This is a genomic window from Pseudomonas sp. CGJS7 (genome assembly GCF_036961695.1).
The window spans coordinates 50630-74126 of the sequence record NZ_JBAMDI010000030.1 but is presented as its reverse complement, the minus strand read 5'-3'; the positions used below and the strand labels follow the sequence as shown (position 1 = coordinate 74126).

Here is a 23497-nt window from a genome sequence, read left to right as displayed (position 1 = left end):
CCGCGGCAGCGCACGCTAGCATGTCGCGATGAATCGCTCATCGAACCATCGTTCCTCCAGGCAGCGCCCGCCCGACCATCGCGCGGCGGATGCGGACCGTTCGCCCGCGGCTTCCGCGCCCGCGCGCGGCGGGCTCGCACGCGCGCTGGCGCTGGCCGCGGCCGTGTGCTGCGTGGCCGCGCTGCTGGGATTTGGCGCGGCGCTGGACGGCTATTCGCATTGGCGGCACCCGCCCGGATTGCTGGGCGCACGCGGCATCGAGCACGCGCTGGCGTTCAATGCGCTGGCTTATATCGGTCCGGGCCTGGTCCTGGCCTGGGTGGCGTGGCGATTGGGCGAAACCTTGCGCGGGCACGGCGCGCTGGCGCGGATCGGCGCCTGGCTGTGGCTGTGGTCGGCGCTGGCGTGGGCCGCGCAAGGCGTGGCGGTGCTCGATCCGCAGGATCTGGACGCGCAAGCCAGCCGCTTGCATGCGCTGGCGTGGATGCTGTGGTGGCTGGCGTTCGCGCCCGGCGCGGTGTTGCTGGGCTGGGCGGCGTTGCGTTCGCCGCTGTGGCGGGGGTTCGGCGTGGCCGCCTGGATCGCCGCGGCGGTGGTGACCTGCGCGATCGTCGCCGCCGATCTGCGCCTGGCGCCGTCGGCGCCGGCGCAGCGGTTGGCGCTGCTGGCGTGGTTGGCGGCTTACATCGCCGCCGCGTGGCCGCGCGCGGCGGCCGGCGCGGCGCGCTGATTCAGCTGGCGCAGGTTCGGCGCTGGCACAGGCGGAACATCGTTTCGCAATCCAGTTGCGGCCCCGGCCAGTTGTTCTGATTGTCGATCAGGCATTGCTCGCGCTGCGCCTGGCAATCGCAAGCCGGCGGCGCGGCCTGCAAGGTGGCGGCGAAGCCGAATCCGGCGACGGCGGCGGCCAGGGCGGCGGTGCGGATCCATGCGTTGCGCATCGAGGTCCTCCTTGAGTGTTCGAGCGGCGGCGCGGCCGAGGCCGCGCTCGCGAATAGATGCCGATGCCGCAACAAGGCCAGTCGTGACCGGCGCCCAGCGCGGAACGAATTCCGCGCAAAGCCCTGTTGCGGCAGCGGCGAAGCGGATATCAAGGGCAGACCGCGCCGGCCCTGCACTGATGGAAGCTGCTGATGCACGCGCTTTCCTGCGACGGGGTGGTGGCCCGATCGAGGCAGGCGTCGAGCCGGTCCAGGCAGAACTGGCAGGGCGGCCCGGCCTGCAGCGGCGCGGCGGTGAAGGCGGCGGCGAAACCGAAACAGGCGACGGCCAATGCGCCGAGCAACGAGGGGGATTTCATGGCGAACTCCTTTTCTGTGGTGGATGCGCGCGCCCCGGGATCGTGTGCTTGAGCGGCGCTCAGCTCGGGGGCGGCGACGTGACTTATGTCATGCCGGATTTATGTCATGGCGGCCACGCGGTCGCCGTGATCGGGCTCACGCCGCGGCAACCCCGCGGTGACGGCCGCGTGAGGGTATGGCGAAACTGAGGAGTGCGACGGCGCTGGAGGCGACCGGCATGGCCGATCTGGGCGCGCGCAAAAAGCCACGCCCCGGTCGCGCGAGCGGCCGGGGCGTCGGGTAGTCGCTGCGGCGAGCGCGGTTACAGCGTCTGCTTGTAGACCTGTCCGTCCTTCATCACGAAATCCACGTTCATCACCACGTTGATGTCGTCCACCGGATTGCCCTTGACCGCGACGATGTCGGCGCGCTTGCCGGTTTCGATCACGCCCTGATCGTCCACGCCCAGCACTTCGGCGGCGCGGATGGTGGCCGCTTGCAGCGCGGTGGCCGCCGGGATGCCGGCTTCGACCATGTACAGGAACTCGCGCGCGTTGTCGCCGTGCGGGCCCACGCCCATGTCGGTGCCGAAGGCGATCTTGACTCCGTTCTTGTAGGCCTTGGCCGCGGTGTTCTGGATCTGCGCGCCGATCCGCGCGGCCTTGGGGCGGACCACGTCGGGGAAGTAGCCGTCGATCTTGGCCTTGTCGGCGACGAAGCGGCCGGCGTAGATGGTCGGGACGTACCAGGTGCCTTTCTGCTTCATCAGCGAGATCACTTCATCGCTCATGTAAGTGCCGTGCTCGATCGAGGTGACCCCGCCGAGCACCGCGCGCTTCATGCCTTCGGTGCCGTGCGCGTGCGCGGCGACCCGATAACCGTAGTCGTGCGCGGTATCGACGATGGCTTTGACTTCCTCCACGGTGAACTGCGGCGCGTCGCCCGACTTGGCGTAGGAGAGCACGCCGCCGGTGGCGGTGATCTTGATCACGTCGCTGCCTTCCTTGTAGCGCTGGCGCACGGCCTGGCGGGCGTCGTCGATGGAATTGATCACGCCTTCGGTCGGGCCGGGCGGGCCGATCAGGTGCGAGAGCGCGTCGTTGTAGCCGTTGGTGGGATCGGCGTGGCCGCCGGTGGTGGCGATGGATTTGCCCGCCGCCCAGATCCGCGGCCCCTCGACCAGCCCGGCGTTGACCGCGTCGCGCAGGTGCGGGCTCACTTCGCCGCCCAGATCGCGCACGCTGGTGAAACCGGCCTGCAGGGTTTTCTTGGCGTAACCGACCGCGCGGAAGGCGAAGTCGACCTCATCCAGGCGGAAGCCTTCCGAGTAGCTTTGCGGGCTCGACTGCGAGCCCAGGTGCACGTGCAGATCGGTCCAGCCGGGCGAGCAGGTGTGTTGCGACAGATCCACCACGCGCGCGCCGGGCGCTTGCGCCTGGCCTTCGAGCACGCTCTCGATCTTGCCCTCGCGCACGACCACGGTGCGCGCGGACAGGACTTTGCCGCTGCGCGCATCGAACAGGCGTCCGCATTGCAGGGCCAGCGGTTCGGCGGCGGCGGGCGCGGCCAGGGCGGGCGCGGCGAGCGCGCCGGTAGCGGCGGCGAGGACGATCGATACGGCGGTGGCTAAGCGGGTCATGAGAATTCCGGCTGCAGTGCGGGCGCGAACGCGCGGAAAGATCCGCCGCGTTGCGCGGGCGACGGATCGCAGGTCGCATCGACCGGGGGAGCCGCGCGTACGATCCCCGGCGCGGCAGCCGAAGCTTTTCGAGCATGCGGTCGGGCGCGGTACATGGTCAACGTGACTAACGAACTAGGCGCGGGTGTTGGGTGCTGCCGTCGGCGACGGCCGTGACGGCGACCCATCCTTGCATCGGGCCGCCCCTGAGCCGAATCCGCCGCGACGTACGAGTCATGCGGGGCGGCTGGCGCGATCGTTGCGGCCGGGGCCGCAATCCCAGAGACCAAGAGAGAGACCGATGAAAATCATCAACGCGTTGATCGCCGTTTCGTTGGCGCTGTGCAGCACCGGCGTTTTCGCCGAAGAAGGCAACCCGCCGACCGACCGCGCCAACAAGCACCTGCCGCTGATCTGCCGCACTGGCGAAAACGCCGTAGCGGTCGAAGGCCTGGACGGCAATATCGTTTGGACCTGCTCCGACGCTTCCGTAACGGCGCCCGAGTACCTGCCGTCCAGTTGCCGGACGGGGCAAGGCATCGACTGGACCTGTCGCGGCGGCAACCCGTGAACCCGCGGATGCGGCGCCCTGGCGACGCCGCATCCGTTGCACCGCCGCGGCCGGCGAACACGCAGGCGTATGGTCGCCGGACGCGCCCCGGCGTTCCGATTCCTTAACCGGTTTGGCCAAAAAATAGCCAACTTGGCGCCGCTGCCGGTTGCCAGCGCGTGCGGCTTTGCGCAAGGTGGGCGCCGGCAGGGAGCTATTACGGACCGGGGGTTCCAAGCCATCGCCACGTCTATCCGGTTCGCATCTGCGAGTCGATTTTTTATGAGCAAGTTGAGCGTTTCGGCCGTGATCGCGGCCGTGTGTGTGCTGTCGTTCTCCGCGAACGCCGCCGGCCCCTCCGTGTCGGCGGGGGTGTCGCCCAGTTCCGGCATCTTCAAGCCGTTGCCGCAGCCTTGCCCGATCGGCAAGACCGAAACGGTGGTCTACGACAAGCAAGGCAAGCCGGTCGGGCGCATCTGCGTCTGATCGAGCGACCCGGCGCCCGCGGGCGCCGGGCGAACCGGATCGCCGCGCGCGGTCCGGTTCGCGTTGTCCGGGCGCGGCGGCTTAGTCCTCGGCCACCGCCGGGATGTTGCCGTCGATCACCCGATCCCGGCCCGCGGCCTTGGCCCGGTACAGCGCCGCATCGGCCACTTGCAGCAACTGCTGCGGGGTTTCGCGCTCGTCCTGCGAGGTGGCCAGGCCGATCGAGCAAGTCGCCGGGCCGAAGCTCTGGCGCAAGTGCAGGATCGTGGCCGCGCCGATCGCCGCGCGGATCTGCTCGGCGCGCGCCAGCGCGGTGGCGGTGTCGGCTTCGGGCAGCACCACGGTGAACTCTTCGCCGCCGTAACGGCAGGCGATGTCTTCGTTGCGGACCAGTTCCTGCAGCAACTGGCCGATCCGGGCGAGCAGGGCGTCGCCGGCGGCGTGGCCGTGCTGATCGTTGAAGCGCTTGAAGTGGTCGACATCGATCATCAGCACCGACAGCGGCAGCTTGCGGCGCTGGCAGCGCAGCAGTTCGCGCTGCAGGTTCTCTTCCAGGTAGCGCCGGTTGTACAGGCCGGTGAGCGGATCGCGCAGCGACTGCACCCGCAGGGTTTCGCGCAATTGCAGGTTGACGATGGTCAGGCCGAGTTGTTCGGCCACCGCTTCGATCAGCATCAGCTCCGAATCCTGCGGCCTGCCTTGGCCGCTGAAATGGAGCAGGCCGAGCGAGGTGTTCTGCGCCATCAGCGGCACGCACAGACTCCAGCGCGTATCGCCGGCCTGAGCGGCGGCCGGTTCCAGGTGGGCGCAGCGCACGCCGCCGTGGTGGGCCTGGGCGCGGTGCGATTGGCCGCGGCGCAGCGCCCAGCAATCGTTGGGGTGGAGCAGGTCGGCGCTGGCGACCGCCTCATGGCCGAACCGCGCCGCGGTCTCGGCCAGATTCTGCGAGGCGCGCAGCACGTAGCAGCGGCCGCCGAGGTCGGGCAGCAGGTCGGCGATGACGTGGGCGGTCATGTCCATCGCTTCCTGCAGGGTCTGGCAGCTTTGCAGCAGGCCGGCGTAACGGCTCAGGCCGCGGTGGCGTTCGGTCAGCCGGTCGCGTTCGGCCGAAGACGCTTCCAGATCCAGCAGAGCCTGGCGGCTCTCGCGTTCCAGCCGGCGGTTGCGGCGGTTTTCCTGCCACAGGCTGAGCATCAGCAGGGCCAGCAACGCCATCGCCATCAGGATCGCCAGCACCACCAGCGCGGTCAGCAGCTCGGCATTGCGGTCGGTGCGGATTTGCCGCGCCGCCAGCAGATCGCGTTCGCGCTCGCGCATCTGGTGAGCGACCTCGGTCAGCGCGCGCATCTGTTCGGAGCCGTTGCTGGTCTGGGCGCTGAGCCGGGCTTGGGCCGGGTCGCGGGCGTGCAGCTCCATCAGCCGGTCGACCTCGGCCAGGCGCGCGCGCATGCGTTGGGCGATGTCCATCGCCAGGCGGTGCTGGCCGGGGTTGTCGCGGGTCAGCGCGATCAACTCGTTGGCGCTGGTCACCGCCTCGGGGATGCTGGCCAGATACTCGGCGTGCAGCGCCGGCCGGTTGGTCAGGCGATAGCCGCGCGAACTGGATTCCACCGTGCGGGTGGTGGCCAGGGTCGACTCGATCTGGGCGATGACCTGATAGGAGTGCTCGACCCATTCCGAACTGCTGGCGAAGCTGCGCAAGCCCACCACCGTGGCCACGCCGACCGCGGCCAGCAGCGCCGCCGCCAGCAGGAACACCGGCAGCCGGTAGGCGCGGAAGCGCTGGGCGAACGATCGGGCCGGCGCGGGCGCGGTCGAGGGTTCGGGCGAAGTCGCGGTGGCGGGGGGCTGGGCCAAGGCGGATTCTGCGGCGGCGGGTCGGGATATGGTCCATACGGTATCGGGTTCGCGACGGATTCGCTGAGGCCGCGGCGGCGGATCGTGAGCGCGATCGGCAAATCCGGCCGCGGCCGCCGGCGCCCGCGCATGGCGGGCTTTTGTGCGCTGCGGTAGGCTTGCCGGTCCTGTCCCATCGCCATCGCCCGCCCGTGTCCGACGCAGCCCCCGCCCCGAACGACCCCAATCACGACCCCCACGCCTTCCAACCCGGCCAGGTCGAAGCCGCCGCCCAGCGCTTCTGGGACGACACGCGCGCGTTCGAGGTCGACGAACACTCGGACAAGCCCAAGTACTACTGCCTGTCGATGCTGCCGTACCCCTCCGGCGCCTTGCACATGGGCCACGTGCGCAACTACACCATCGGCGACGTGATCTCGCGCTACAAGCGCATGACCGGCCACAACGTGCTGCAGCCGATGGGCTGGGACGCGTTCGGCCTGCCGGCGGAAAACGCCGCGATCAAGAACAACACCGCGCCGGCCAAGTGGACCTACGCCAACATCGCCCACATGAAGGCGCAGCTCAAGACCATGGGCTATGCCATCGACTGGTCGCGCGAGTTCGCCACCTGCACGCCGGATTACTACGTGCACGAGCAGCGCATGTTCGTGCGGCTGATGAAGCAGGGCCTGGCCTACCGCAAGAATTCGGTGGTGAACTGGGATCCGGTCGATCAGACCGTGCTGGCCAACGAGCAAGTCATCGACGGCCGCGGCTGGCGCACCGGCGCGCTGGTGGAAAAGCGCGAAATCCCGCAGTGGTTCCTCAAGATCACCGATTACGCCCAGGAACTGCTCGACGGCCTGGATTCGCTGCCCGGCTGGCCCGACGCGGTCAAGACCATGCAGCGCAACTGGATCGGCCGCAGCGAAGGCCTGGAAATCCGTTTCGACGTGGTCGAGGAAAACGGCGAGGCGGTGGCGCCCGCGCTGAATAATCTGGTGGTGTTCACCACCCGTCCCGACACCTTGATGGGCGTGACCTACGTATCGGTCGCCGCCGAGCATCCGCTGGCGTTGCACGCCGCGCAGAGCGACGCGGATCTGGCGGCGTTCATCGCCGAACTGCGTCAGGGCGGGGTGTCGGAAGCCGAACTGGAAACCCAGGAAAAGCGCGGCCGCGATACCGGCCTGCGCGCGATCCACCCGGTCACCGGCGAGCAAGTGCCTGTGTACGTCGCCAATTTCGTGCTGATGAACTACGGCACCGGCGCGGTCATGGCCGTGCCCGGCCACGACCAGCGCGACTGGGAATTCGCCAAGCGCTACCACTTGCCGATCAAGACCGTGATCGTGCCCGACGCGGTGCGCGACGCGCTGGCCGAGATCGGCCGCGACGTCTCCGCGCATGCCGACCCGATGAGCAGCGCCCTGGGCGGCGCGCCGGCGCTGGATGTCTACGACACCGGCGCGGCGGTGCAGGTGGTGGAGCAATTCCAGGCCGGCATCGACGAGCGCGGCCCGTGGACCGAGCGCGGCTGGCTGATCAATTCCGGCGATTACGACGGCATGGATTTCCAGCAATCGCTGGACGCCCTGGCCGCGCGCTTCGAAGCCGAAGGCCGCGGCAATCGCCGGGTCAACTACCGTCTGCGCGATTGGGGCGTGAGCCGTCAGCGCTACTGGGGCTGCCCGATCCCGGTGATCCTGTGCCCGAAGTGCGGCGACGTGCCGGTGCCGGAGGAGCAACTGCCGGTGGTGCTGCCGGAAGACGTCGAATTCAGCGGCGTCGCCTCGCCGATCAAGTCCGATCCGAACTGGCGCAAGACCACCTGCCCGAACTGCGGTGGCGCGGCCGAGCGCGAAACCGACACCTTCGATACCTTCATGGAGTCGAGCTGGTACTACGCGCGCTACACCTCGCCGGGCGCGGCCCAGCAGGTCGATGAGCGGGCCAAGTACTGGACCCCGGTGGATCAGTACATCGGCGGCATCGAGCACGCGATCCTGCACCTGATGTACTTCCGCTTCTATCACAAGCTCATGCGCGATCAGGGCCTGGTCGACAGCGATGAGCCGGCGACCAACCTGATGACCCAGGGCATGGTGATCGCCGAGACCTATTACCGCGGTGAGCGGGGTTCGGAAGACTGGATCAACCCGGCCGACGTCGAGGTGGTCCGCGACGAGCGCGGCCGCATCGTCGGCGCGACGCTCAAGGCCGACGGGCTGCCGGTGGAAATCGGCGGCACCGAGAAAATGTCGAAGTCGAAGAACAACGGCGTCGACCCCAGGCTGATGGTCGACAAGTTCGGCGCCGACACCGTGCGCCTGTTCTCGATGTTCGCCGCGCCGCCGGACCAGTCGCTGGAATGGAACGAGGCCGGCGTGGAAGGCATGGCCCGGTTCCTGCGCCGGTTGTGGGTGGCGGTACATAAGCATGCCGAAGGCGGCGCCGCGCCCGCGCTGGATGCCAGCGCGCTCGACGCCGGGCAGAAGACCCTGCGCCGTCAGCTGCACGAAGCGATCCAGAAGGTCGGCGGCGACTACGGCCGCCGCCACAGCTTCAACACCGCGATCGCCGCGGTGATGGAGTTGCTCAACCACGTCTACAAATTCGACGACGCCAGCGGCAACGGCCGCGCGCTGCGCCAGGAAGCGCTGGAGGCGATGGTGTTGCTGCTCAATCCGATCACCCCGCACACCAGCCACGCGCTGTGGCAGGTGTTGGGGCATGGCGAGACCTTGCTGGAAGACCTGAGCTTCCCGCAGGCCGATACGTCGGCGTTGAGCCGCGATACGGTGGTTCTGGCGGTGCAGGTCAACGGCAAGCTGCGCGGGACGATCGAGGTGGCGGTGAATGTCGCCAAGGACGAGGCCGAGCGTTTGGCGCTGGCCGAGCCGAACGTGGTCAAGTACATGGAAGGTCTGACCGTGCGCAAGGTGATCGTGGTGCCGGGCAAGATCGTCAACATCGTCGCTTCTTAAGCATCGCGGCCAAGAGCGAATCCCCCTCAATCCCCCTTTTTCAAAGGGGGAAGACAAGCAGGGCGATGAGCGATTGCCACCCGAAGCATTCCCCCCTTTGAAAAAGGGGGGCAGGGGGGATTTGCTCTTGCTCTCAACTACCCGCACACCCCCATGACCCCGATCCTCTACTGCCACCCCGACTCCGGCTTCAGCTACAAAGCCGCCCTGGCCCTGAACCTGCTCGGCATCGAGTTCGAACAACGCCACGTCAACATCCGCATCCCGCGCGACCAGCGTTCGCAAGCCTTCCGCGACGTTGCCGTGCACGGCGAAGTCCCGGTGCTGCTGATCGACGGCCTGACCCTGTGCCAGTCGAACGTGATCCTCGACTACCTCGCCACCCGCCAGGACGCCGCCGGCGGCCCGCGCCGCCTGGACGGCGCCGACCTGCAACAGCGCCTGCACGTACGCGAATGGCTGTCGTGGGAAGCCAACCGGGTCAGCCTCAACCTCGCCCATTCGCGCTACGGCCGCCAGTTCGGCAACTACGACCCCGCGCTGCTGGCCTGGTACGACCGCCGCAGCCTCGCCGACCTGGATCGCCTGCAAGCGCAGCTCAGCCTCACCCCGTGGCTCGCCGGCGACGCGCCGACCATCGCCGACGTCGCCTGCATGGGCTACCTGTGCTTCACCGTCGAGCCCTGGGCCGAGGCCGCGGGCTTGGCGATGGGCGAGTGGGCGCAGCGCTGGCCGGCGCTGAAGGACTGGTACGACCGCGTGCTGGCCCTGCCGGGCGCGCGCAGCGCGCAGGCGATGTTCGCCGGACACGAACTGCGCTATTGATCGGTCCGCGCCGACCCCGCGCGGTTCAGTCTTCCTATTGATGCCCGCAGCCGCCTCGTCCAGACTTCGCCCATGACGCCTCGCTCCCCCTTCATCCGCGCGACCGCGCGCACCTCGCTCGCGGCCCTCGTGCTGGCCTTGTCGGCCTGCGGATTCCAATTGCGCCAGGCCCTGGTCCTGCCGCCCGATCTCGGTCCGGTGCGGGTGGTTTCGGCCGATCGCTACAGCCCGCTGGCCGAATCGCTGGCCCAGGCCCTGACCCGCGCGGGCGCGGTGCCGGCGCAGAGCGGTTCGCGCGAAGTCGCGGTGCTCGACCTGTTGTCCGAGCGTTGGGGCGACACCCCGGCCGCGCTCGACGAACTCGGCCGCGTGCAGGAATACAGCCTGCGTTACGCGGTCTCCTTCGAACTGCGCAAGGCCGACGGCAGCGCCCTGGTGCCGCGTCAGAGCATCGAGCTGTCGCGCGACTACGTATCCAACCCGACCAACGCCATCGGCACCGAAGGCGAGCGCGAAATCCTGATGCGCGAAATGCGCCGCGAGATGAGCGCCGCGGTGCTGCGCCGGGTCGGCGCGGTCAGCGAGCGGCGTTGAGCCGCACTCCCGCATTCGCTAACCGGCGCTGAGGCGTTCGCCATGGAACTCACGCCCGAGCGGCTGCTCGCCCAACTCGACCAGGAAACCCTGCGTCCGGTCTATTTGATCGCCGGCCCGGAACCGCTGCGCGTGCTCGAAGCCGCCGACGCGGTGCGCGCGGCCGCGCGCAAGCAAGGCATCGGCGAGCGCGAAATCTTCGAAGCCGAAGGCAATCAGCGCGAACCCGACTGGAACGCGCTGTCGGCCTCGTTCCGCGCGCCCAGCCTGTTCGCCAGCCGGCGCCTGCTGGAACTGCGCCTGCCCAGCGGCAAGCCGGGCAAGGAAGGCGCCGAAGTCATCAGCGATTTCTGCGCCGATCCGCCGCACGACGTCAATCTGCTGATCACCGCCGGCGAGTGGAGCAAACAACACGGCGGCAAGTGGAGCGAGGCGGTCGCCAAGGTCGGTCACCTGTCGGTGGCCTGGGCGGTCAAGCCGCACGAACTGCCCGAATGGATCGAACGCCGCCTGCGCGCGCGCGGCCTGCGCGCCGAGCGCGACGCGGTGCAGAGCCTGGCCGACCGGGTCGAAGGCAATCTGCTCGCCGCCGCGCAGGAAGTCGACAAGCTCGCGCTGTTGTCGGACGGGCAGACCCTGAGTCTGGAGCGGATGCAGGAACTGGTCGCCGACGCCGCGCGCTTCGACGTGTTCCGGGTCCTGGACGCGGCAATGAACGGGCAGGGCGCGCAAGTCTCGCGCATGCTCGCCGGCTTGCGCGCCGAAGGCGAAGCGGTGCCGGCGCTGCTGGGCATGGTGGTGATGGAACTGCAGCGCACCGCCGCGCTGGCGCGGGTCAACGCGCGCGGCGGCAACATCAGCGCCGAATTCAAGGCGCAGCGGATCTGGGATTCCAAGCAGCCCATGTACCGCCGCGCCCTGCAGCGCCACGACGCGCGCCGCTGGGAAATCCTGCTGGTCCAGGCCGGCCGGGTCGACCGCATGGCCAAGGGCCGCGAGGCCGGCGACGCCTGGGTCGCGCTGGAGCGTCTGCTGCTGGCGGTGGCCGAGCCGCGCGCCTTGCGCCTGCTCGCGGTGTCGGCCGGTTGAATCGCGGCCGCGGGAGGCGCGCATGAGTTTGCTGGTCTTCTACGGCGGCACTTTCGATCCGATCCACGACGGCCACCTGGCCATCGCCCGCGCCGCCCGCGACGCCCTGGCCGCGCGGGTGCGGCTGATGCCGGCTGCCGATCCGCCGCACCGCGCGCCGCCGGGCGCCAGCGCCGAACACCGTGCGCGCATGCTCGACCTGGCCGTGGCCGGCGAGCCGGATCTGATCGTCGACCGGCGCGAGCTGCGCCGCGAGGGCCGCTCCTACACCGTGGAAACCCTGCGCGAAGTCCGCGCCGAGGTCGGCCCGGATCAGCCCTTGGCGCTGCTGGTCGGCGCCGACAGCTTTCTGGACCTGCCGAAGTGGCGCGAATGGCAGGTTTTGTTCGGACTGGCCCATTTCGTGGTGGCCGAACGCCCCGGCAGCCCGCTCGACAGCGGGCGGATCGAGGCAATCGCACCGGGCCGGGAGACGGCCGAGGTCGGGGTCTTGCGCGACACCCCGGCCGGCGGCGTTTACCGGCTCAAGCAGCCGTTGCACGCCGAATCGGCCAGCCAGGTCCGTCAACTGATCGCCGCCGGGCAGGCCTGGCAGCCGTTCGTGCCGGCGCCGGTGGCGGCCTATATCGAACGCCACGGGCTGTACGGCGTCCCGGCCCAGCGCGGGGCGGTGGTGTGAGGCCGGCAGATGTCTGGTTCAGCGCCGGGCAGGGTCTGCTCCGCGCTGTCCACGCTCCGCGGCGGAGCCCTTGGGTATAATCGCGGCACATCTCCCGCAATAACGAGCCGCCTTCTCTTGACCAGCCAAGCCCACGTCATCAAGACCCAGCTGCCGAACCCGCCGCCGCCGATCGAGCTGCTGCTCAAGACGGTCCACGCCGCGGTCGAAGAACTCAAGGCCAAGGATGTCGTCGAAATCGACGTGCGCGGCAAGAGCAGCGTCACCGACTACATGATCGTCGCCTCCGGCACCTCGACCCGCCACGTCAAGTCGATCGCCGACGAAGTAGTCAAATTCGCCAAGAATCTCGACGTCATGCCGTTGGGCGTGGAAGGCGAGCGCGAAGCCGAATGGGTCCTGGTCGACCTCGGCGACGTGGTCGTGCACGTCATGCTGCCGCGCGTGCGCGAGTTCTACGCGCTCGAGCGCCTGTGGACGGTCGGCGACCAGCCGCCGCCGCCGGAAGGCTACCAAGGCAACTTCGAGACCGACGACGAAGACCGCTTCTGATCGCAGTCGAGTTCGATTTCGTAGCATCTACGACGGCGCCTTCGGGCGCCGTCGTCGTTTCGGCCACCACAAAGCCCCAACACTCGGAGCCCCTCTCCCGCAAAGCGGGAGAGGGGTTGGGGTGAGGGCCCGCAAGCAACAAAAAAGGGCGCCCAAGGCGCCCTTTTCCGTACCTCAACCGCAAACCGCCTCAGTTGCGCGACTGCAACTTCGACAGCAAGCGCAAGAACTCGACATACAACCAAACCAGCGTAACCATCAAACCGAACGCCGCATACCACTCCATGTACTTCGGCGCGCCTTGCTCGACGCCGGTCTCGATGAAGTCGAAGTCCAGCACCAGATTCAGCGCCGCCACCACGACGACGAACAGGCTGAAGCCGATACCGATGATCCCCGACTCGTGGATGTACGGAATATTGATGTTGAACATCCGCAGCACGATCGAGGCCAGATAGAGCAGGGCGATGCCGCCGGTGGCCGCGACCACGCCGAGCTTGAAGTTCTCGGTCGCCTTGATCAGACCGGTGCGGTACGCCGCCAGCAGCGCGAACATCGTGCCGAAGGTCAGCATCACCGCCTGGATCACGATGCCCGGGAACTTGGCTTCGAAGATCGAGGACAGCGCGCCGAGGAACAGGCCTTCGACCAGCGCGTACATCGGCGCAGTCACCGGCGCCCAGGTCTTCTTGAAGGTGGTGATCAGCGCGAAGATCAGGCCGCCGATCAGGCCGCCCCACAGGTACACCGTGCCGCCGACCACGCCCTGCGGGGTGATCTGCACCTGGCTCCAGGCGAAAGAAGCGGTGATCACGGTCAGCAGCAGCAACAGGCCGGTCTTGTTGACCGTACCGTTCAGGCTCATCGCCTGATCGCCGCCGCGCACCACCGCGCCGCTGCCCAGGTCGAGGAAGGTCGATTCCTTCAAGGCGGGATTTCCGCTGCGCATCATGGTCGAGCTCCTTGTTTTGAAACGTACCGCCGCCTGCCGCGGCGATACTTGAGAATGAGTACCAACTGGGGCCGAAGCATACACGGCGCAAGCGCGGCCGTCGGCGGCCGCGGCGTTTCAATCTGTGTCCGCCGCTGAAACCGACGTCGAATCAGGATTGACAGTGCCCGGCGCGCCGCCCACACTATGCGACCTTTCGCGGCATTGGCGTGCAACGGAAGTCCCGGCCGGGGTATAGCTCAGCCTGGTAGAGCGCCAGCTTTGGGAGCTGGATGTCGTGGGTTCGAATCCCTCTGCCCCGACCATCCATCGCTCCAGGCCGGACGTCAGTTAAGATTCAATTCTGGCGCCCGTAGCTCAACCGGATAGAGCACCGGCCTTCTAAGCCGGTGGTTGTGGGTTCGAGTCCCGCCGGGCGCGCCATGTTTGCGGGATCGTTCGCGGTATAATGCGCACGCTCCGAAAAGTTTTATGGTGGATGTAGCTCAGTTGGTTAGAGCACCGGATTGTGATTCCGGGGGTCGCGGGTTCAAATCCCGTCTTCCACCCCAGTTGTTGTGCGGTTGCAAAATGTTGTGTATAGTTCCGCACCTAGTTTCACCGGGCCGTTAGCTCAGTTGGTAGAGCAGTTGACTCTTAATCAATAGGTCCAAGGTTCGAATCCTTGACGGCCCACCAAACAAGAAGAAGCACTTGGACGCGAGTCCAGGTGCTTTTTTCTTTGCGCGCGAACTTCGCGCGACGTTAGCGGCGATCGCCCGAATTCGCCGCCCGCCGTATCGCCCGGCGCAGCCGCCGCATGGGCGTATCCTTCGATCGACGAACGTGGCGCGGAGCCGGAATGAGCGAGTGTTGCGGATGCGGCAAGGTGGTCGACGTCGCGGCGATGCAGGCGCAGCAGCGCCGCGTCCTGCGCATCGTGCTGGCGATCAACTTGATGACCTTCGTAATGATGCTTGCCGCGGCTTGGCTCAGCGGCTCCTCATCGGTGCTGTCGGGCGGGCTGGACAATCTCGGCGACGCGTTGACCTATGCGCTGAGTCTGGCGGTCGTCGGTGCCAGCGCGCGCGCCAAGGCGCGCGTGTCCTTGTTCAAGGGCTTGCTGATTTTCGCCGCGGCGATCGCGGTCGGCGTGCAGATCTTCTGGCGGCTTGGCAACCCGGCGGTTCCGCTGTTCGAAGGCATGGGCGTCGCGGCGGTGCTCAATCTGGGCGCGAACTACGTCTGCCTGCGGTTGCTGACTCCTTATCGGCAAGGCGACGTCAATCTGGCCTCGGCGTGGGAGTGCGCCAGGAACGACATTTTCGAAGGCTTCGCGCTCATCGGCGCGACCGCGCTGGTGTGGCTGTTCGGTGCGGGTTGGCCCGACCTGCTGATAGCCTTCGGGCTTCTGCTGCTGTTCGTCGGATCGGCATGGCGCGTGCTCGGCGCTTGCTGTCGCGAACTTCGAGTCGCGGCTCGCGCGGAAGGGTCGACGTCGACCGCTTCTTGATGATGGCGAAAACCGCACGGCCGGCGCGCATACGAAAGACAGGGTGACTAATGCAACTACTCGGCCGGTTCGGCCGTGTGCTGTGATGCGCGCGTCAGTTCATGCGGTCTGCGCGACTTGCGCCAACCGCATCCGCCGCGCGACGCGCGCACCTCTCATCCCAGGATCGACGCCATGTCGAAAACGCTGCACTCGTTGGTAGTTCTCGCCGCGCTCGCGCTGCCGGCCCTCGCTCAAGCCGAGGCCAAGCGCGGGCCGGACATCCGCATCGACGATGTCACCCGCTTCTACGCGCTCTACGACGCCACCGGCGGCCATCCGAGCGTGGAGCAGATCCAGAACGACTACCTCGCCAAGGGCACTCAGAGCCTGAGCGAGTTCGCGGTGGCGCGGCGGGTCACTGCGCAGCGCATCGCCGATCAGTTGGCCAGCGATCCGGCGATGTACGAGAAAGCCAAGCAGTGCCTAAGCGCGTTGCCCGCGGTCAAGCGCCGGTTGGTGGCGACCTTCGACAAGCTTTCGTCCTTGTACCCGGAGGCGAAATTTCCGCCGGTCGCCATCGTAGTCGGTCGCGGCCGTCCGGTCGGCATCACCAACCCGGCCGGCGTGACCATCGGCCTGGAAGCGCTGTGCGCGGCGGATTTCATGAACCCGAATCTGGAAGACCGCTTCGTCCACGTGATCGCCCACGAATACGCGCACATCCAGCAGAGCGCGTCGAACGATCTCAAAGAGAACGACCCCAACGCCACCGTGCTGCGGCTGGCCTTGGCCGAAGGCGTCGGCGAACTGGTGGCCGAGCTGACCTCGGGCAACGTCGGCAACGGCCGGCATGCCGAGTGGACGCGCGGCAAGGAAGAACAGATCGAGACCGCGTTCCTGCGCGACAAAGACAGCACCGATCTGTCCAAGTGGTTCTTCAACTACAAGAAGGGTTCCGACGAACCCTACGACCTGGGCTATTGGGTCGGTTATCGGATCGCCAAGGCCTCTTACCTGCGCGCCACCGATCGCAAGGCCGAGCTCAAGCGCCTGATCGAACTCGGCGATCCCAAGGCGTTTCTCGCCCAGAGCGGTTGGACGCCGGGCATGCGCCTGCCGGCGTCGGTCGCCGGTCAGCAGTGAGCGGCGTCGTTCAATTCAGGCATATGCCACCCAGCCGCGGAACGCGAAGCCGGCGTAGAACAAGCTGACGTCGGAAAAGCCGGCGTCGCGTAGCAGCGCTTCGTCTTGCGCCGGGCTGAGGATGCTCAAGCGCGCATCGATGGCGGTGCGCGCGTTTTCGGCCTGCTCCGGCGCCACCCCGGAGGCGACGGCGAAGGCGGCGTAGCGCGACAGCCATAGCGCGCGTTGGTCCGCGGCCTGGGGAATGCTGAAATGCGCGGCCACGAACGCGGCGCCGGGTTTGAGCCGGCGGCGGATTTCGCTGAGCGTGTGCAGGCGCTGTTCGGGCGCGACGAAGTGCAGGGTCAACAAGCAGGCCGCGCCGTCGAACGGGCCGTTGGGGGCGTCGTTGATATAACCGGTGTGCAAACGCGCGCGTTCGACCAGCGGCCCGAGCGTGCGCTCGGCCAGTTTCAGCATTTCCGCGGACGGGTCGATGCCGTCGAATCGCCAACCTGGGTAGGCCTGGGCGAAGGCTTTCAATTCCAGTCCGCCGCCGGCGCCGAGCACCAGCACCCGCGCGTCGGCCGGCGCGCGCTCGGCCAGCAGCAGGCCGGCCATGCGTTGCAGGTCGGCGAAGCCCGGCACCAGCCGCGGCGGGCCTTCGGCGTAGTGGGCGACGGCTTGCGGGTCGGAGAAGGGCTGGCTGGGTACGGTCATGGTCGGGCGGTGTCCGCGGATTTCATATAACAATAGATGTTACATTAAAGCCCCGCAACGGGATTCCCGGCGGCCTCCGGCGTTTTGCGTCCATGCATCGCGGCTGCCGCCGTGGTTAGACTCGTGCCTCTATCGAAGGAGCGCCGGCATGCTCGATCAGTTCGTCGAAATGACGCGGCAGATCATCCGCGACGATGGTTTCGAGGATTACCTGCCCACGCTGGTGCTGCCGGGCCGGCAGGAGATCTTCGTGCTCGAGACCGATCTGGCCGGCGACGATCACGAGCAGCCCGCGCGCGAGTTCGCCTTGGGCCATCTGTCCGGCGCGGAGGACTATTTGTTGGCGTTCAAGAAGGACCGCTGGCATTTCAAGGTGGTCGGGCGCATCGACGGGCGGCTGCAAGAGCGCGTCTGCCAGGTCTGATCCGCAGCGCCTGCTCGCCATCGCGCGCGCTCGACTTCGGTTGAAGCGATCCGCCAACGCGGATCACGTTTTCGATCTGACCTGTGCCTGCGAACGCCGGACACGGCACGAAAAGTCCGGTATCCCTACGTTTCGAGATCTTTCGGCGGCCGCTATCGCCTCGGTAGCGCCGTCGGCACCCGATGGCGGACAGAATCGCCGGCTGTCCGCGTCGTCATTCGCGATCGCGAGTTCTCTGCCGCGTGTTCGTGCGAATGCCCCCACACCCGTCCGGCGACATCATCGAATGGAGAGGGAGCTACACATGAAGCGGACAATGATGAAGACGGCGGCGGCCGCGGTATTCGCGGCGGGCTTGATGCTCGGCCTGGGCGGTACGGCCAGCGCGCAGGTGGGCGGGCAGTACTGCAATCCCAACGGCGCGACCACGACGATCGTGTCGGGCGGCTGGCGCAACTACTACACCTGCGTCAATCACAAGTGGGTCTTCGTGAAGGCGTGCCCGGTGGCCGGCGGGCCTTGCAGGCTCTGATCGCGCGCCGATACGAAGAGGCCCGGCGGATGCCGGGCCTCTTCATTTGTAGCGGCGGCTGAAGCCGATCAACGCGAGCCGAAGCGATCGGCCAATCCATCGGTCGCCGTCACCAGCGCATCGACGATCGCCGGATCGGCCGCGCTGTGTCCGGCCAGCACGATCCGCAGCTGCGCTTCCGGCCACGCCGCGGCCAGATCGACCGCGCTCTTGACCGGGCAGATGATGTCGTAGCGGCCGTGCACGATCGTCGCCGGGATATTGCGGATGCGTCCGACGTCGCGCAGCAACTGATCGGGTTGCAGAAACACGTCGTGGCGGAAGTAATGCGCTTCGGCGCGGGCGAGGTTGATCGACACCTGCGGCTCTTCGAAATTGCCCGGTTCGTCGGGATCGTGGATCAGCGTGGTGCTGCCGCCTTCCAGATGGCTCCAGGCCTGCGCCGCCGCCAGACGCACCTCGGGATCGGCGCTGTCGAGCCGGCGCCAATAGGCCTCGGTGAGGTTGTCGTGTTCTTCCTCGGGGATGTGCGCCAGGTAATGCGCCCAACGCTCGGGGAAGATCCAGCGCGCGCCGCCGTCGAGTTCGTTGAACCAACGCAGCTCACCCGGACGGCCGAGGAAAATGCCGCGCAACACCAGCCCCAGCGCGCGCTCGGGATGCGCCTGCGCATACGCCAGCGCCAGGGTCGAGCCCCACGAACCGCCGAACACCACCCAGCGCTCGATGCCGAAGTGCTCGCGGATGGTTTCGATGTCGGCGACCAGATGCTGTGTGGTGTTGTCGCGCAGCTCGGCGGCCGGGGTCGAACGGCCGGCGCCGCGTTGATCGAACAGCACGATGCGGTAACGCTTGGGATCGAAGAAACGGCGGTGGTAGGGCGACACGCCGGCGCCGGGGCCGCCGTGCAGGAATATCACCGGCAGGCCGTCGGGATTGCCGCACTCTTCGATATGCAACTCATGGATCGCATCCACGCGAAGGCGTTGGCTGCGGTAGGGCTCGATCTCGGGATACAACTCGCGCACGGGACTCTCGCTCCTGAAGACGGGGTGGAAGCATAGCCTCCGCGCTGGCGGCCTCGGCCGCTGTCCGCCAACGGTGCTTACCAGTGGCCGGGTGTGGCCGATCGCCGGCATCGCCGCGTTCGCGCGAGGTCGGCGACCGGCGATTTTTTACCGGCGCGCGGCTAGAATGCCCGGGCCGCATCTGCGATGCCGGCCCATGCGAAAGTGGCGGAACTGGTAGACGCACTAGATTTAGGTTCTAGCGGGCAACACCCGTGCGGGTTCGAGTCCCGCCTTTCGCACCAAGGCGTCTGGCCTAGAACCCAGCCGCCACGAACGCCCCAATGGCCGGTCGCACCAGCCGGGCTCTTGACTACCAAGCACCCAGCCGGAATCCCGGCGCACAGCCCCGCGCCCCGACACCAGCCCACCGAATCTCACCAACAAACGATTCAGCGCCCCCAAGGCAGCGAATTCACCCCTAATTCGTGCCTATCGCCGCCAGCAGGCCGCCCAGCCGCCCCTTCCAGCCCCCCAAAACCGCCGAATCGCCCGCAAAACCCCGCCCCAAGCGGATTTCCCGCCCGCCGGCGCTGGCAGCGGCGGCCTTTATCGGCCAAACTAGCAAGTTCCGCTGGCCGGCGAGCTTCGCCCGGACCGGCGGCCGGACAGGATCATCAACATCGTCGCCGCGGCGGATGCCGCGGTCGCAGGAGTGGATATGCAAGTTTCGCTCGAATCGCTGGGCTCGCTGGAACGCCGTTTGACCTTCAGCCTCCCGGCCGAGAATCTGGAAAACCAGGTCGGCGGCCGCCTGCGCGAAATCGCGCGCGGCGCCAAGATCAAGGGCTTCCGCCCGGGCAAGGTGCCGGCCAAGGTCATCGAGCAGCGCTTCGGCGCTCAGGTCCGCGCCGAAATCCTCGACGGCATGCTGCGCGAAAGCTTCAGCAACGCCGTGCGCGAAGAAAAGCTGCAGATCGCGGGCAGCCCGCGGATCGAGCCGGCCGCCGAGGGCGGCGAGACCTTGTCGTACACCGCCACCTTCGAAGTCGTGCCGGATTTCGGCGACATCGACGTGAGCAAGCTGGCGATCGACCGCCACACCGCGGAAGTCACCGACGCCGACATCGACGCGATGATCGAAAACCTGCGCCTGCAGCGCCGCACGCTGACCACGGTCGAGCGCGCCGCCCAGGAAGGCGACGTGGTCGAGGTCGAGACCTTCACCGAAATCGACGGCGTGCGTCTGCCGGCCGAGGGCGCCGAGTACGGCAGCACCCAGATCGGTTCGGGCGCGATGTTCGCGCCGTTGGAAGCGGCGATGGTCGGGGTCAAGGCCGGCGAAGAAAAGATCGCCGAGGTCGAGTTCCCGGCCGATTGGCGCGCCGCCGAAGTCGCCGGCAAGAAGGCCAACGTCCACCTCAAGCTCAACCACGTCTCCGAGCCGGTTTCGCCGGAAGTCGATGCGGCGTTCATCAAGAGCTTCGGCGTCAAGAGCGGCGATGCCGAGCAGTTCCGCAACGACATCCGCACCAACCTGGAGCGCGAGCTCAAGGGCGCGCTGATGAACCGTCTGCGTCGCGAAGTCGGCGAGCAACTGGTCAAGGCCTACGAATCGGTGGAAATGCCGCCGAAGCTGGTCGAAAGCGAAGCCCGCGACATGGTCTGGCAGACCGTCGAGCAGGCCCGCCGCCAGGGCCGTCAGATCGAAGCCCCGGCCGATGCGCACCTGAACTACATGGACGCCGCGCGCAAGCGCGTGCTGGTCGGCCTGCTGGTCGGCGAAATCGCCCGCCGCAACGATCTGCGCCTGGAAGCCAAGCGCGTCAACGAGACCCTGCGTCTGATCGCCTCGACCTACGAGGAGCCGCAGCAGGTGATCGACCTGTACCGCAACGACCAGCAGTTGATGGCCGGCCTGCAGAACCGGGTGATGGAAGAGCAGGTGATCGATTGGATCGCCGAGCGCGCCCAGCACACCGAGCAGCCGCTGTCGTTCAGCGAAGCGATCCGCCCGAGCTGATCCCACGCGGCCCGCGGCGTCGCCGTCGCGGGTTTGCGGCGCATGTCCGAATCGGGCGCGCGGCGCGGCTTGGCCACATTTAGCAATCGCGCCTCTTGCGCTGCGGTCCGGCCGGCCCCAAGTTGGCCGGACCGCGCTGCGTTAACGAGCGCACTTCTACGTCAGCCAATAGGTGCCGTTGAACATGGATAACCGAACCAAAGCCTTGAATCTGGTGCCGATGGTGGTCGAGCAGACCAGCCGCGGCGAGCGCGCCTACGACATCTATTCGCGCCTGCTCAAAGAGCGCGTGATCTTCCTGGTCGGCGGCGTGGACGACCACGTGGCCAACGTGATCGTCGCCCAGATGCTGTTCCTGGAGGCCGAAAACCCCGAGAAGGACATCAGCTTCTACATCAACTCGCCCGGTGGCGTGGTCACCGCCGGCATGGCGATCTACGACACCATGCAGTACATCAAGCCCGACGTGAGCACCATCTGCGTCGGCCAGGCCGCCAGCATGGGCGCGCTGCTGCTCGCCGCCGGCGCCAAGGGCAAGCGTTATGCGCTGCCCAATTCGCGGGTGATGATCCACCAGCCGCTGGGCGGCTTCCAGGGTCAGGCGACCGACATCGACATCCACGCCCGCGAGATCCTGACCCTGCGTCAGCGCCTCAACGAAATCCTGTCCAAGCACACCGGCCAGGCCCTGGAGACCATCGCCCGCGACACCGAGCGCGACAACTTCAAGAGCGCGCAGGCGTCGCAGGAATACGGCTTGATCGACCAGGTGCTGGAGCGCCGTCCGGACGAATCCGTCCAGGCCTCCTGAGCGCCGCGGCCGGGCGTTTGAATGACGCGCAAGTCCTTGATCGCGCTGGGCAAATCCGGCGCGATCCAGCCCAAAGGGCGGGTCGGGACGCTGTGTTATTCTCGCTCTGCCGGACCTGAACGAGTGCCGGCGGCGCTTGCCGTCAAGCCCGTTTGGGCATATTAAGAACCAAGCTTCACGACTGAGCAGCAACGGACCGACCAAGCATGAAAGAAGATGGACAAGGACGCAGCACGGGCGACGGCAACAAGATCCTGTATTGCTCGTTCTGCGGTAAAAGCCAGCACGAAGTCCGCAAGCTGATTGCGGGCCCGAGCGTCTTCATCTGCGATGAGTGCGTCGAGCTTTGCAACGACATCATCCGTGAAGAACTCGAGGAAAAGGCGCAATCGGCACGCAGCCATCTGCCCAAGCCGCGCGAAATCCTCGAGGTGCTCGATCAATACGTGATCGGCCAGCAGCGCGCCAAGCGCACGTTGGCGGTGGCCGTATACAACCATTACAAGCGCATCGAGAGCCGGCAGAAGAACGACGACGTCGAATTGTCGAAGTCGAACATCCTGCTGGTCGGCCCGACCGGTTCGGGCAAGACGCTGCTGGCCGAAACGCTGGCGCGCCTGCTCAACGTGCCGTTCACCATCGCCGACGCGACCACCCTGACCGAAGCCGGTTACGTGGGCGAGGACGTCGAGAACATCATCCAGAAGTTGTTGCAGAAGTGCGATTACGACGTCGAGAAGGCCCAACAGGGCATCGTCTACATCGACGAAATCGACAAGATCTCGCGCAAAAGCGACAACCCCTCGATCACCCGCGACGTCTCGGGCGAAGGCGTGCAGCAGGCGCTGCTCAAGCTGATCGAAGGCACCATCGCCAGCGTGCCGCCGCAGGGCGGGCGCAAGCATCCGCAGCAGGAATTCCTGCAGGTCGACACCCGCAACATCCTGTTCGTGGTCGGCGGCGCGTTCGCGGGTCTGGACAAGATCATCCAGCAGCGCAGCACCGAGGCCGGCGGCATCGGCTTCGGCGCCAAGGTCAAGAGCAGCGAGCGCAAGATCGATATCGGCAAGATCCTCGCCGACGTCGAGCCGGAAGATCTGATCAAGTTCGGCCTGATTCCCGAGTTCGTCGGCCGCCTGCCGGTGGTCGCCACGCTCGAGGAACTCGATGAGGCCGCGCTGATCTCGATCCTGACCGAGCCGAAGAACGCGATCACCAAGCAGTTCCGCAAGTTGTTCGAGATGGAGAGCGTCGAGCTCGAGTTCCGTCCCGACGCGCTCGCGGCGATCGCGCGCAAGGCGCTCAAGCGCAAGACCGGCGCGCGCGGCCTGCGCACCATCGTCGAATCGGTGCTGTTGGACACGATGTACGAACTGCCGTCGCTGGAAAACGTCAGCAAGGTGGTCGTCGACGAATCGGTGATCGAACACAAGTCCGAGCCGTATCTGATCTATCAGACGCCGCCGGCGCAGCCCAAGGTCGCTTCGGCCGAGTAAGGCCGCTACCGATCCGGCAACACCGTCGCCCCCGCCTCGTGCGGGGGCGATCGTTTTTGGGCTTGGCGAAGACCGGGGCCACTGTCCGCTCGTGCCGAGTCGGGTGCGACTGCGGTGCGTCAGGTACGAACTGGCGCGCATCGGCTCGCCGCCCGCCGCTGGTAAATCATCTTGCAGTCGCCGTGAACGGCCGCGTCGATCGATTCCCGCTAACGGGTCGCAAAACTCGGTCGGGTTTCGGTTGGCCGATGGGCCAATGGCGCCGGGTCCGGCGATAGGATCGGATGAGGCCTGGGTTCGCCGAACCGCCGATGCGAAGCCTGATTGGGGCCGCGGATCGGGCTGCGTCCCGCCGGTCGGTGCCTGCCGCCGGACCG

Annotated in this window: 23 protein-coding genes and 5 tRNA genes; 21 read left to right on the top strand and 7 right to left on the bottom strand. The window is 67.2% G+C overall.

What is annotated here, in order from left to right:
- The first annotated feature begins 28 nt into the window (after window positions 1-28).
- The gene (locus V7787_RS19355; protein ID WP_336089138.1) at window positions 29-730 is read left to right on the top strand and encodes a DUF998 domain-containing protein; all 702 of its coding nucleotides are present in this window, start codon (window positions 29-31) and stop codon (window positions 728-730) included.
- Between the two features lies 1 nt (window position 731).
- Here V7787_RS19355 and V7787_RS19350 read toward each other — a convergent pair whose 3' ends face one another.
- The 3 genes from V7787_RS19350 to V7787_RS19340 all read right to left on the bottom strand — a co-directional run bounded on the left by V7787_RS19350 (window position 732) and on the right by V7787_RS19340 (window position 2919).
- Window positions 732-941 carry a hypothetical protein gene (locus V7787_RS19350; RefSeq protein WP_336089137.1) on the bottom strand — a complete coding sequence of 70 codons (210 nt, stop codon included), beginning with the start codon at window positions 939-941 and terminating at the stop codon, window positions 732-734.
- A gap of 149 nt (window positions 942-1090) precedes the next feature.
- Window positions 1091-1300 (bottom strand): hypothetical protein, encoded by a 210-nt coding sequence (locus V7787_RS19345; RefSeq protein ID WP_336089136.1) that lies wholly within the window; start codon window positions 1298-1300, stop codon window positions 1091-1093.
- Between the two features lie 302 nt (window positions 1301-1602).
- Window positions 1603-2919, bottom strand: a complete 1317-nt coding sequence (locus tag V7787_RS19340) for a metal-dependent hydrolase family protein (RefSeq protein ID WP_336089135.1) — start codon at window positions 2917-2919, stop codon at window positions 1603-1605.
- 340 nt (window positions 2920-3259) lie between these two features.
- On the opposite strand from V7787_RS19340, the gene V7787_RS19335 reads away from it, so the two are divergent.
- Both V7787_RS19335 and V7787_RS19330 read left to right on the top strand, forming a co-directional pair.
- Window positions 3260-3529, top strand: coding sequence for a hypothetical protein (locus V7787_RS19335; protein ID WP_336089134.1), 270 nt, complete (start codon window positions 3260-3262; stop codon window positions 3527-3529).
- Between the two features lie 261 nt (window positions 3530-3790).
- The gene (locus V7787_RS19330) at window positions 3791-3994 is read left to right on the top strand and encodes a hypothetical protein (RefSeq protein WP_336089133.1); all 204 of its coding nucleotides are present in this window, start codon (window positions 3791-3793) and stop codon (window positions 3992-3994) included.
- An 81-nt stretch (window positions 3995-4075) separates the two neighbouring features.
- On the opposite strand, the gene V7787_RS19325 is transcribed toward V7787_RS19330, so the two are convergent.
- Window positions 4076-5851 (bottom strand): sensor domain-containing diguanylate cyclase, encoded by a 1776-nt coding sequence (locus V7787_RS19325; protein WP_336089132.1) that lies wholly within the window; start codon window positions 5849-5851, stop codon window positions 4076-4078.
- Between the two features lie 191 nt (window positions 5852-6042).
- On the opposite strand from V7787_RS19325, the gene leuS reads away from it, so the two are divergent.
- The 6 genes from leuS to rsfS all read left to right on the top strand — a co-directional run bounded on the left by leuS (window position 6043) and on the right by rsfS (window position 12559).
- Window positions 6043-8820 (top strand): leucine--tRNA ligase, encoded by a 2778-nt coding sequence (leuS, locus tag V7787_RS19320; RefSeq protein ID WP_336089131.1) that lies wholly within the window; start codon window positions 6043-6045, stop codon window positions 8818-8820.
- A 153-nt stretch (window positions 8821-8973) separates the two neighbouring features.
- Complete coding sequence (locus V7787_RS19315) at window positions 8974-9645, top strand: glutathione S-transferase family protein (protein ID WP_336089130.1); 672 nt, start codon at window positions 8974-8976, stop codon at window positions 9643-9645.
- A 72-nt stretch (window positions 9646-9717) separates the two neighbouring features.
- Window positions 9718-10239 (top strand): LPS-assembly lipoprotein LptE, encoded by a 522-nt coding sequence (locus tag V7787_RS19310; protein WP_336089129.1) that lies wholly within the window; start codon window positions 9718-9720, stop codon window positions 10237-10239.
- 42 nt (window positions 10240-10281) lie between these two features.
- Window positions 10282-11328, top strand: coding sequence for a DNA polymerase III subunit delta (gene holA, locus V7787_RS19305; RefSeq protein ID WP_336089128.1), 1047 nt, complete (start codon window positions 10282-10284; stop codon window positions 11326-11328).
- Between the two features lie 22 nt (window positions 11329-11350).
- Window positions 11351-12007, top strand: a complete 657-nt coding sequence (gene nadD / locus V7787_RS19300; RefSeq protein WP_336089127.1) for a nicotinate-nucleotide adenylyltransferase — start codon at window positions 11351-11353, stop codon at window positions 12005-12007.
- Between the two features lie 117 nt (window positions 12008-12124).
- Window positions 12125-12559, top strand: a complete 435-nt coding sequence (gene rsfS / locus V7787_RS19295; RefSeq protein WP_442965323.1) for a ribosome silencing factor — start codon at window positions 12125-12127, stop codon at window positions 12557-12559.
- Window positions 12560-12749: 190 nt separating this feature from the next.
- Here the strand turns inward: rsfS and V7787_RS19290 are convergent, their stop codons facing one another.
- Window positions 12750-13511: a Bax inhibitor-1/YccA family protein gene (locus tag V7787_RS19290; protein ID WP_336089126.1), complete on the bottom strand. Its 762-nt coding sequence runs from the start codon at window positions 13509-13511 to the stop codon at window positions 12750-12752.
- A gap of 228 nt (window positions 13512-13739) precedes the next feature.
- Here V7787_RS19290 and V7787_RS19285 point away from each other — a divergent pair.
- The 6 genes from V7787_RS19285 (at window position 13740) to V7787_RS19260 (ending at window position 16128) form a co-directional block, all read left to right on the top strand.
- Window positions 13740-13816 (top strand) — tRNA-Pro (locus V7787_RS19285).
- A 41-nt stretch (window positions 13817-13857) separates the two neighbouring features.
- A tRNA-Arg gene (locus V7787_RS19280) sits at window positions 13858-13934 on the top strand.
- Between the two features lie 51 nt (window positions 13935-13985).
- Window positions 13986-14062: transfer RNA gene (locus V7787_RS19275), tRNA-His, on the top strand.
- Between the two features lie 51 nt (window positions 14063-14113).
- Window positions 14114-14189, top strand: a tRNA-Lys gene (locus tag V7787_RS19270).
- A gap of 190 nt (window positions 14190-14379) precedes the next feature.
- The gene (locus V7787_RS19265; RefSeq protein WP_336089125.1) at window positions 14380-15003 is read left to right on the top strand and encodes a cation transporter; all 624 of its coding nucleotides are present in this window, start codon (window positions 14380-14382) and stop codon (window positions 15001-15003) included.
- Window positions 15004-15177: 174 nt separating this feature from the next.
- The gene (locus V7787_RS19260) at window positions 15178-16128 is read left to right on the top strand and encodes a DUF2268 domain-containing putative Zn-dependent protease (protein ID WP_336089124.1); all 951 of its coding nucleotides are present in this window, start codon (window positions 15178-15180) and stop codon (window positions 16126-16128) included.
- A gap of 15 nt (window positions 16129-16143) precedes the next feature.
- On the opposite strand, the gene V7787_RS19255 is transcribed toward V7787_RS19260, so the two are convergent.
- On the bottom strand, window positions 16144-16827 hold the full coding sequence (locus V7787_RS19255; RefSeq protein WP_336089123.1) for a class I SAM-dependent methyltransferase: 684 nt from the start codon (window positions 16825-16827) through the stop codon (window positions 16144-16146).
- Between the two features lie 148 nt (window positions 16828-16975).
- Between V7787_RS19255 and V7787_RS19250 the strand changes: the two genes are divergently transcribed.
- Complete coding sequence (locus tag V7787_RS19250) at window positions 16976-17251, top strand: hypothetical protein (RefSeq protein WP_336089122.1); 276 nt, start codon at window positions 16976-16978, stop codon at window positions 17249-17251.
- Window positions 17252-17555: 304 nt separating this feature from the next.
- On the top strand, window positions 17556-17783 hold the full coding sequence (locus V7787_RS19245) for a hypothetical protein (protein WP_336089121.1): 228 nt from the start codon (window positions 17556-17558) through the stop codon (window positions 17781-17783).
- Window positions 17784-17851: 68 nt separating this feature from the next.
- On the opposite strand, the gene pip is transcribed toward V7787_RS19245, so the two are convergent.
- Complete coding sequence (pip, locus tag V7787_RS19240) at window positions 17852-18811, bottom strand: prolyl aminopeptidase (RefSeq protein WP_336089120.1); 960 nt, start codon at window positions 18809-18811, stop codon at window positions 17852-17854.
- 198 nt (window positions 18812-19009) lie between these two features.
- Here pip and V7787_RS19235 point away from each other — a divergent pair.
- The 4 genes from V7787_RS19235 to clpX all read left to right on the top strand — a co-directional run bounded on the left by V7787_RS19235 (window position 19010) and on the right by clpX (window position 23120).
- Window positions 19010-19095 (top strand) — tRNA-Leu (locus tag V7787_RS19235).
- Window positions 19096-19511: 416 nt separating this feature from the next.
- A complete protein-coding gene (tig, locus tag V7787_RS19230; RefSeq protein ID WP_336089119.1) occupies window positions 19512-20813 on the top strand; it encodes a trigger factor in 1302 nt (433 codons plus the stop codon).
- A 184-nt stretch (window positions 20814-20997) separates the two neighbouring features.
- Window positions 20998-21624 carry an ATP-dependent Clp endopeptidase proteolytic subunit ClpP gene (gene clpP / locus V7787_RS19225; RefSeq protein WP_336089118.1) on the top strand — a complete coding sequence of 209 codons (627 nt, stop codon included), beginning with the start codon at window positions 20998-21000 and terminating at the stop codon, window positions 21622-21624.
- 206 nt (window positions 21625-21830) lie between these two features.
- The gene (gene clpX, locus V7787_RS19220; RefSeq protein WP_336089117.1) at window positions 21831-23120 is read left to right on the top strand and encodes an ATP-dependent Clp protease ATP-binding subunit ClpX; all 1290 of its coding nucleotides are present in this window, start codon (window positions 21831-21833) and stop codon (window positions 23118-23120) included.
- Window positions 23121-23497 lie beyond the last annotated feature (377 nt).

Bases quoted from the DNA above. Each gene is read 5' to 3' on its own strand.
- V7787_RS19350 (WP_336089137.1), bottom strand. From the start codon at position 941: ATGCGCAACGCATGGATCCGCACCGCCGCCCTGGCCGCCGCCGTCGCC.
- clpP (WP_336089118.1), top strand. From the start codon at position 20,998: ATGGATAACCGAACCAAAGCCTTGAATCTGGTGCCGATGGTGGTCGAG.
- V7787_RS19310 (WP_336089129.1), top strand. From the start codon at position 9,718: ATGACGCCTCGCTCCCCCTTCATCCGCGCGACCGCGCGCACCTCGCTC.
- V7787_RS19355 (WP_336089138.1), top strand. From the start codon at position 29: ATGAATCGCTCATCGAACCATCGTTCCTCCAGGCAGCGCCCGCCCGAC.
- V7787_RS19260 (WP_336089124.1), top strand. From the start codon at position 15,178: ATGTCGAAAACGCTGCACTCGTTGGTAGTTCTCGCCGCGCTCGCGCTG.
- V7787_RS19340 (WP_336089135.1), bottom strand. From the start codon at position 2,919: ATGACCCGCTTAGCCACCGCCGTATCGATCGTCCTCGCCGCCGCTACC.
- holA (WP_336089128.1), top strand. From the start codon at position 10,282: ATGGAACTCACGCCCGAGCGGCTGCTCGCCCAACTCGACCAGGAAACC.
- V7787_RS19290 (WP_336089126.1), bottom strand. From the start codon at position 13,511: ATGATGCGCAGCGGAAATCCCGCCTTGAAGGAATCGACCTTCCTCGAC.
- nadD (WP_336089127.1), top strand. From the start codon at position 11,351: ATGAGTTTGCTGGTCTTCTACGGCGGCACTTTCGATCCGATCCACGAC.
- V7787_RS19245 (WP_336089121.1), top strand. From the start codon at position 17,556: ATGAAGCGGACAATGATGAAGACGGCGGCGGCCGCGGTATTCGCGGCG.
- tig (WP_336089119.1), top strand. From the start codon at position 19,512: ATGCAAGTTTCGCTCGAATCGCTGGGCTCGCTGGAACGCCGTTTGACC.
- V7787_RS19335 (WP_336089134.1), top strand. From the start codon at position 3,260: ATGAAAATCATCAACGCGTTGATCGCCGTTTCGTTGGCGCTGTGCAGC.
- V7787_RS19345 (WP_336089136.1), bottom strand. From the start codon at position 1,300: ATGAAATCCCCCTCGTTGCTCGGCGCATTGGCCGTCGCCTGTTTCGGT.
- V7787_RS19315 (WP_336089130.1), top strand. From the start codon at position 8,974: ATGACCCCGATCCTCTACTGCCACCCCGACTCCGGCTTCAGCTACAAA.
- V7787_RS19250 (WP_336089122.1), top strand. From the start codon at position 16,976: ATGCTCGATCAGTTCGTCGAAATGACGCGGCAGATCATCCGCGACGAT.
- V7787_RS19330 (WP_336089133.1), top strand. From the start codon at position 3,791: ATGAGCAAGTTGAGCGTTTCGGCCGTGATCGCGGCCGTGTGTGTGCTG.
- V7787_RS19255 (WP_336089123.1), bottom strand. From the start codon at position 16,827: ATGACCGTACCCAGCCAGCCCTTCTCCGACCCGCAAGCCGTCGCCCAC.
- clpX (WP_336089117.1), top strand. From the start codon at position 21,831: ATGAAAGAAGATGGACAAGGACGCAGCACGGGCGACGGCAACAAGATC.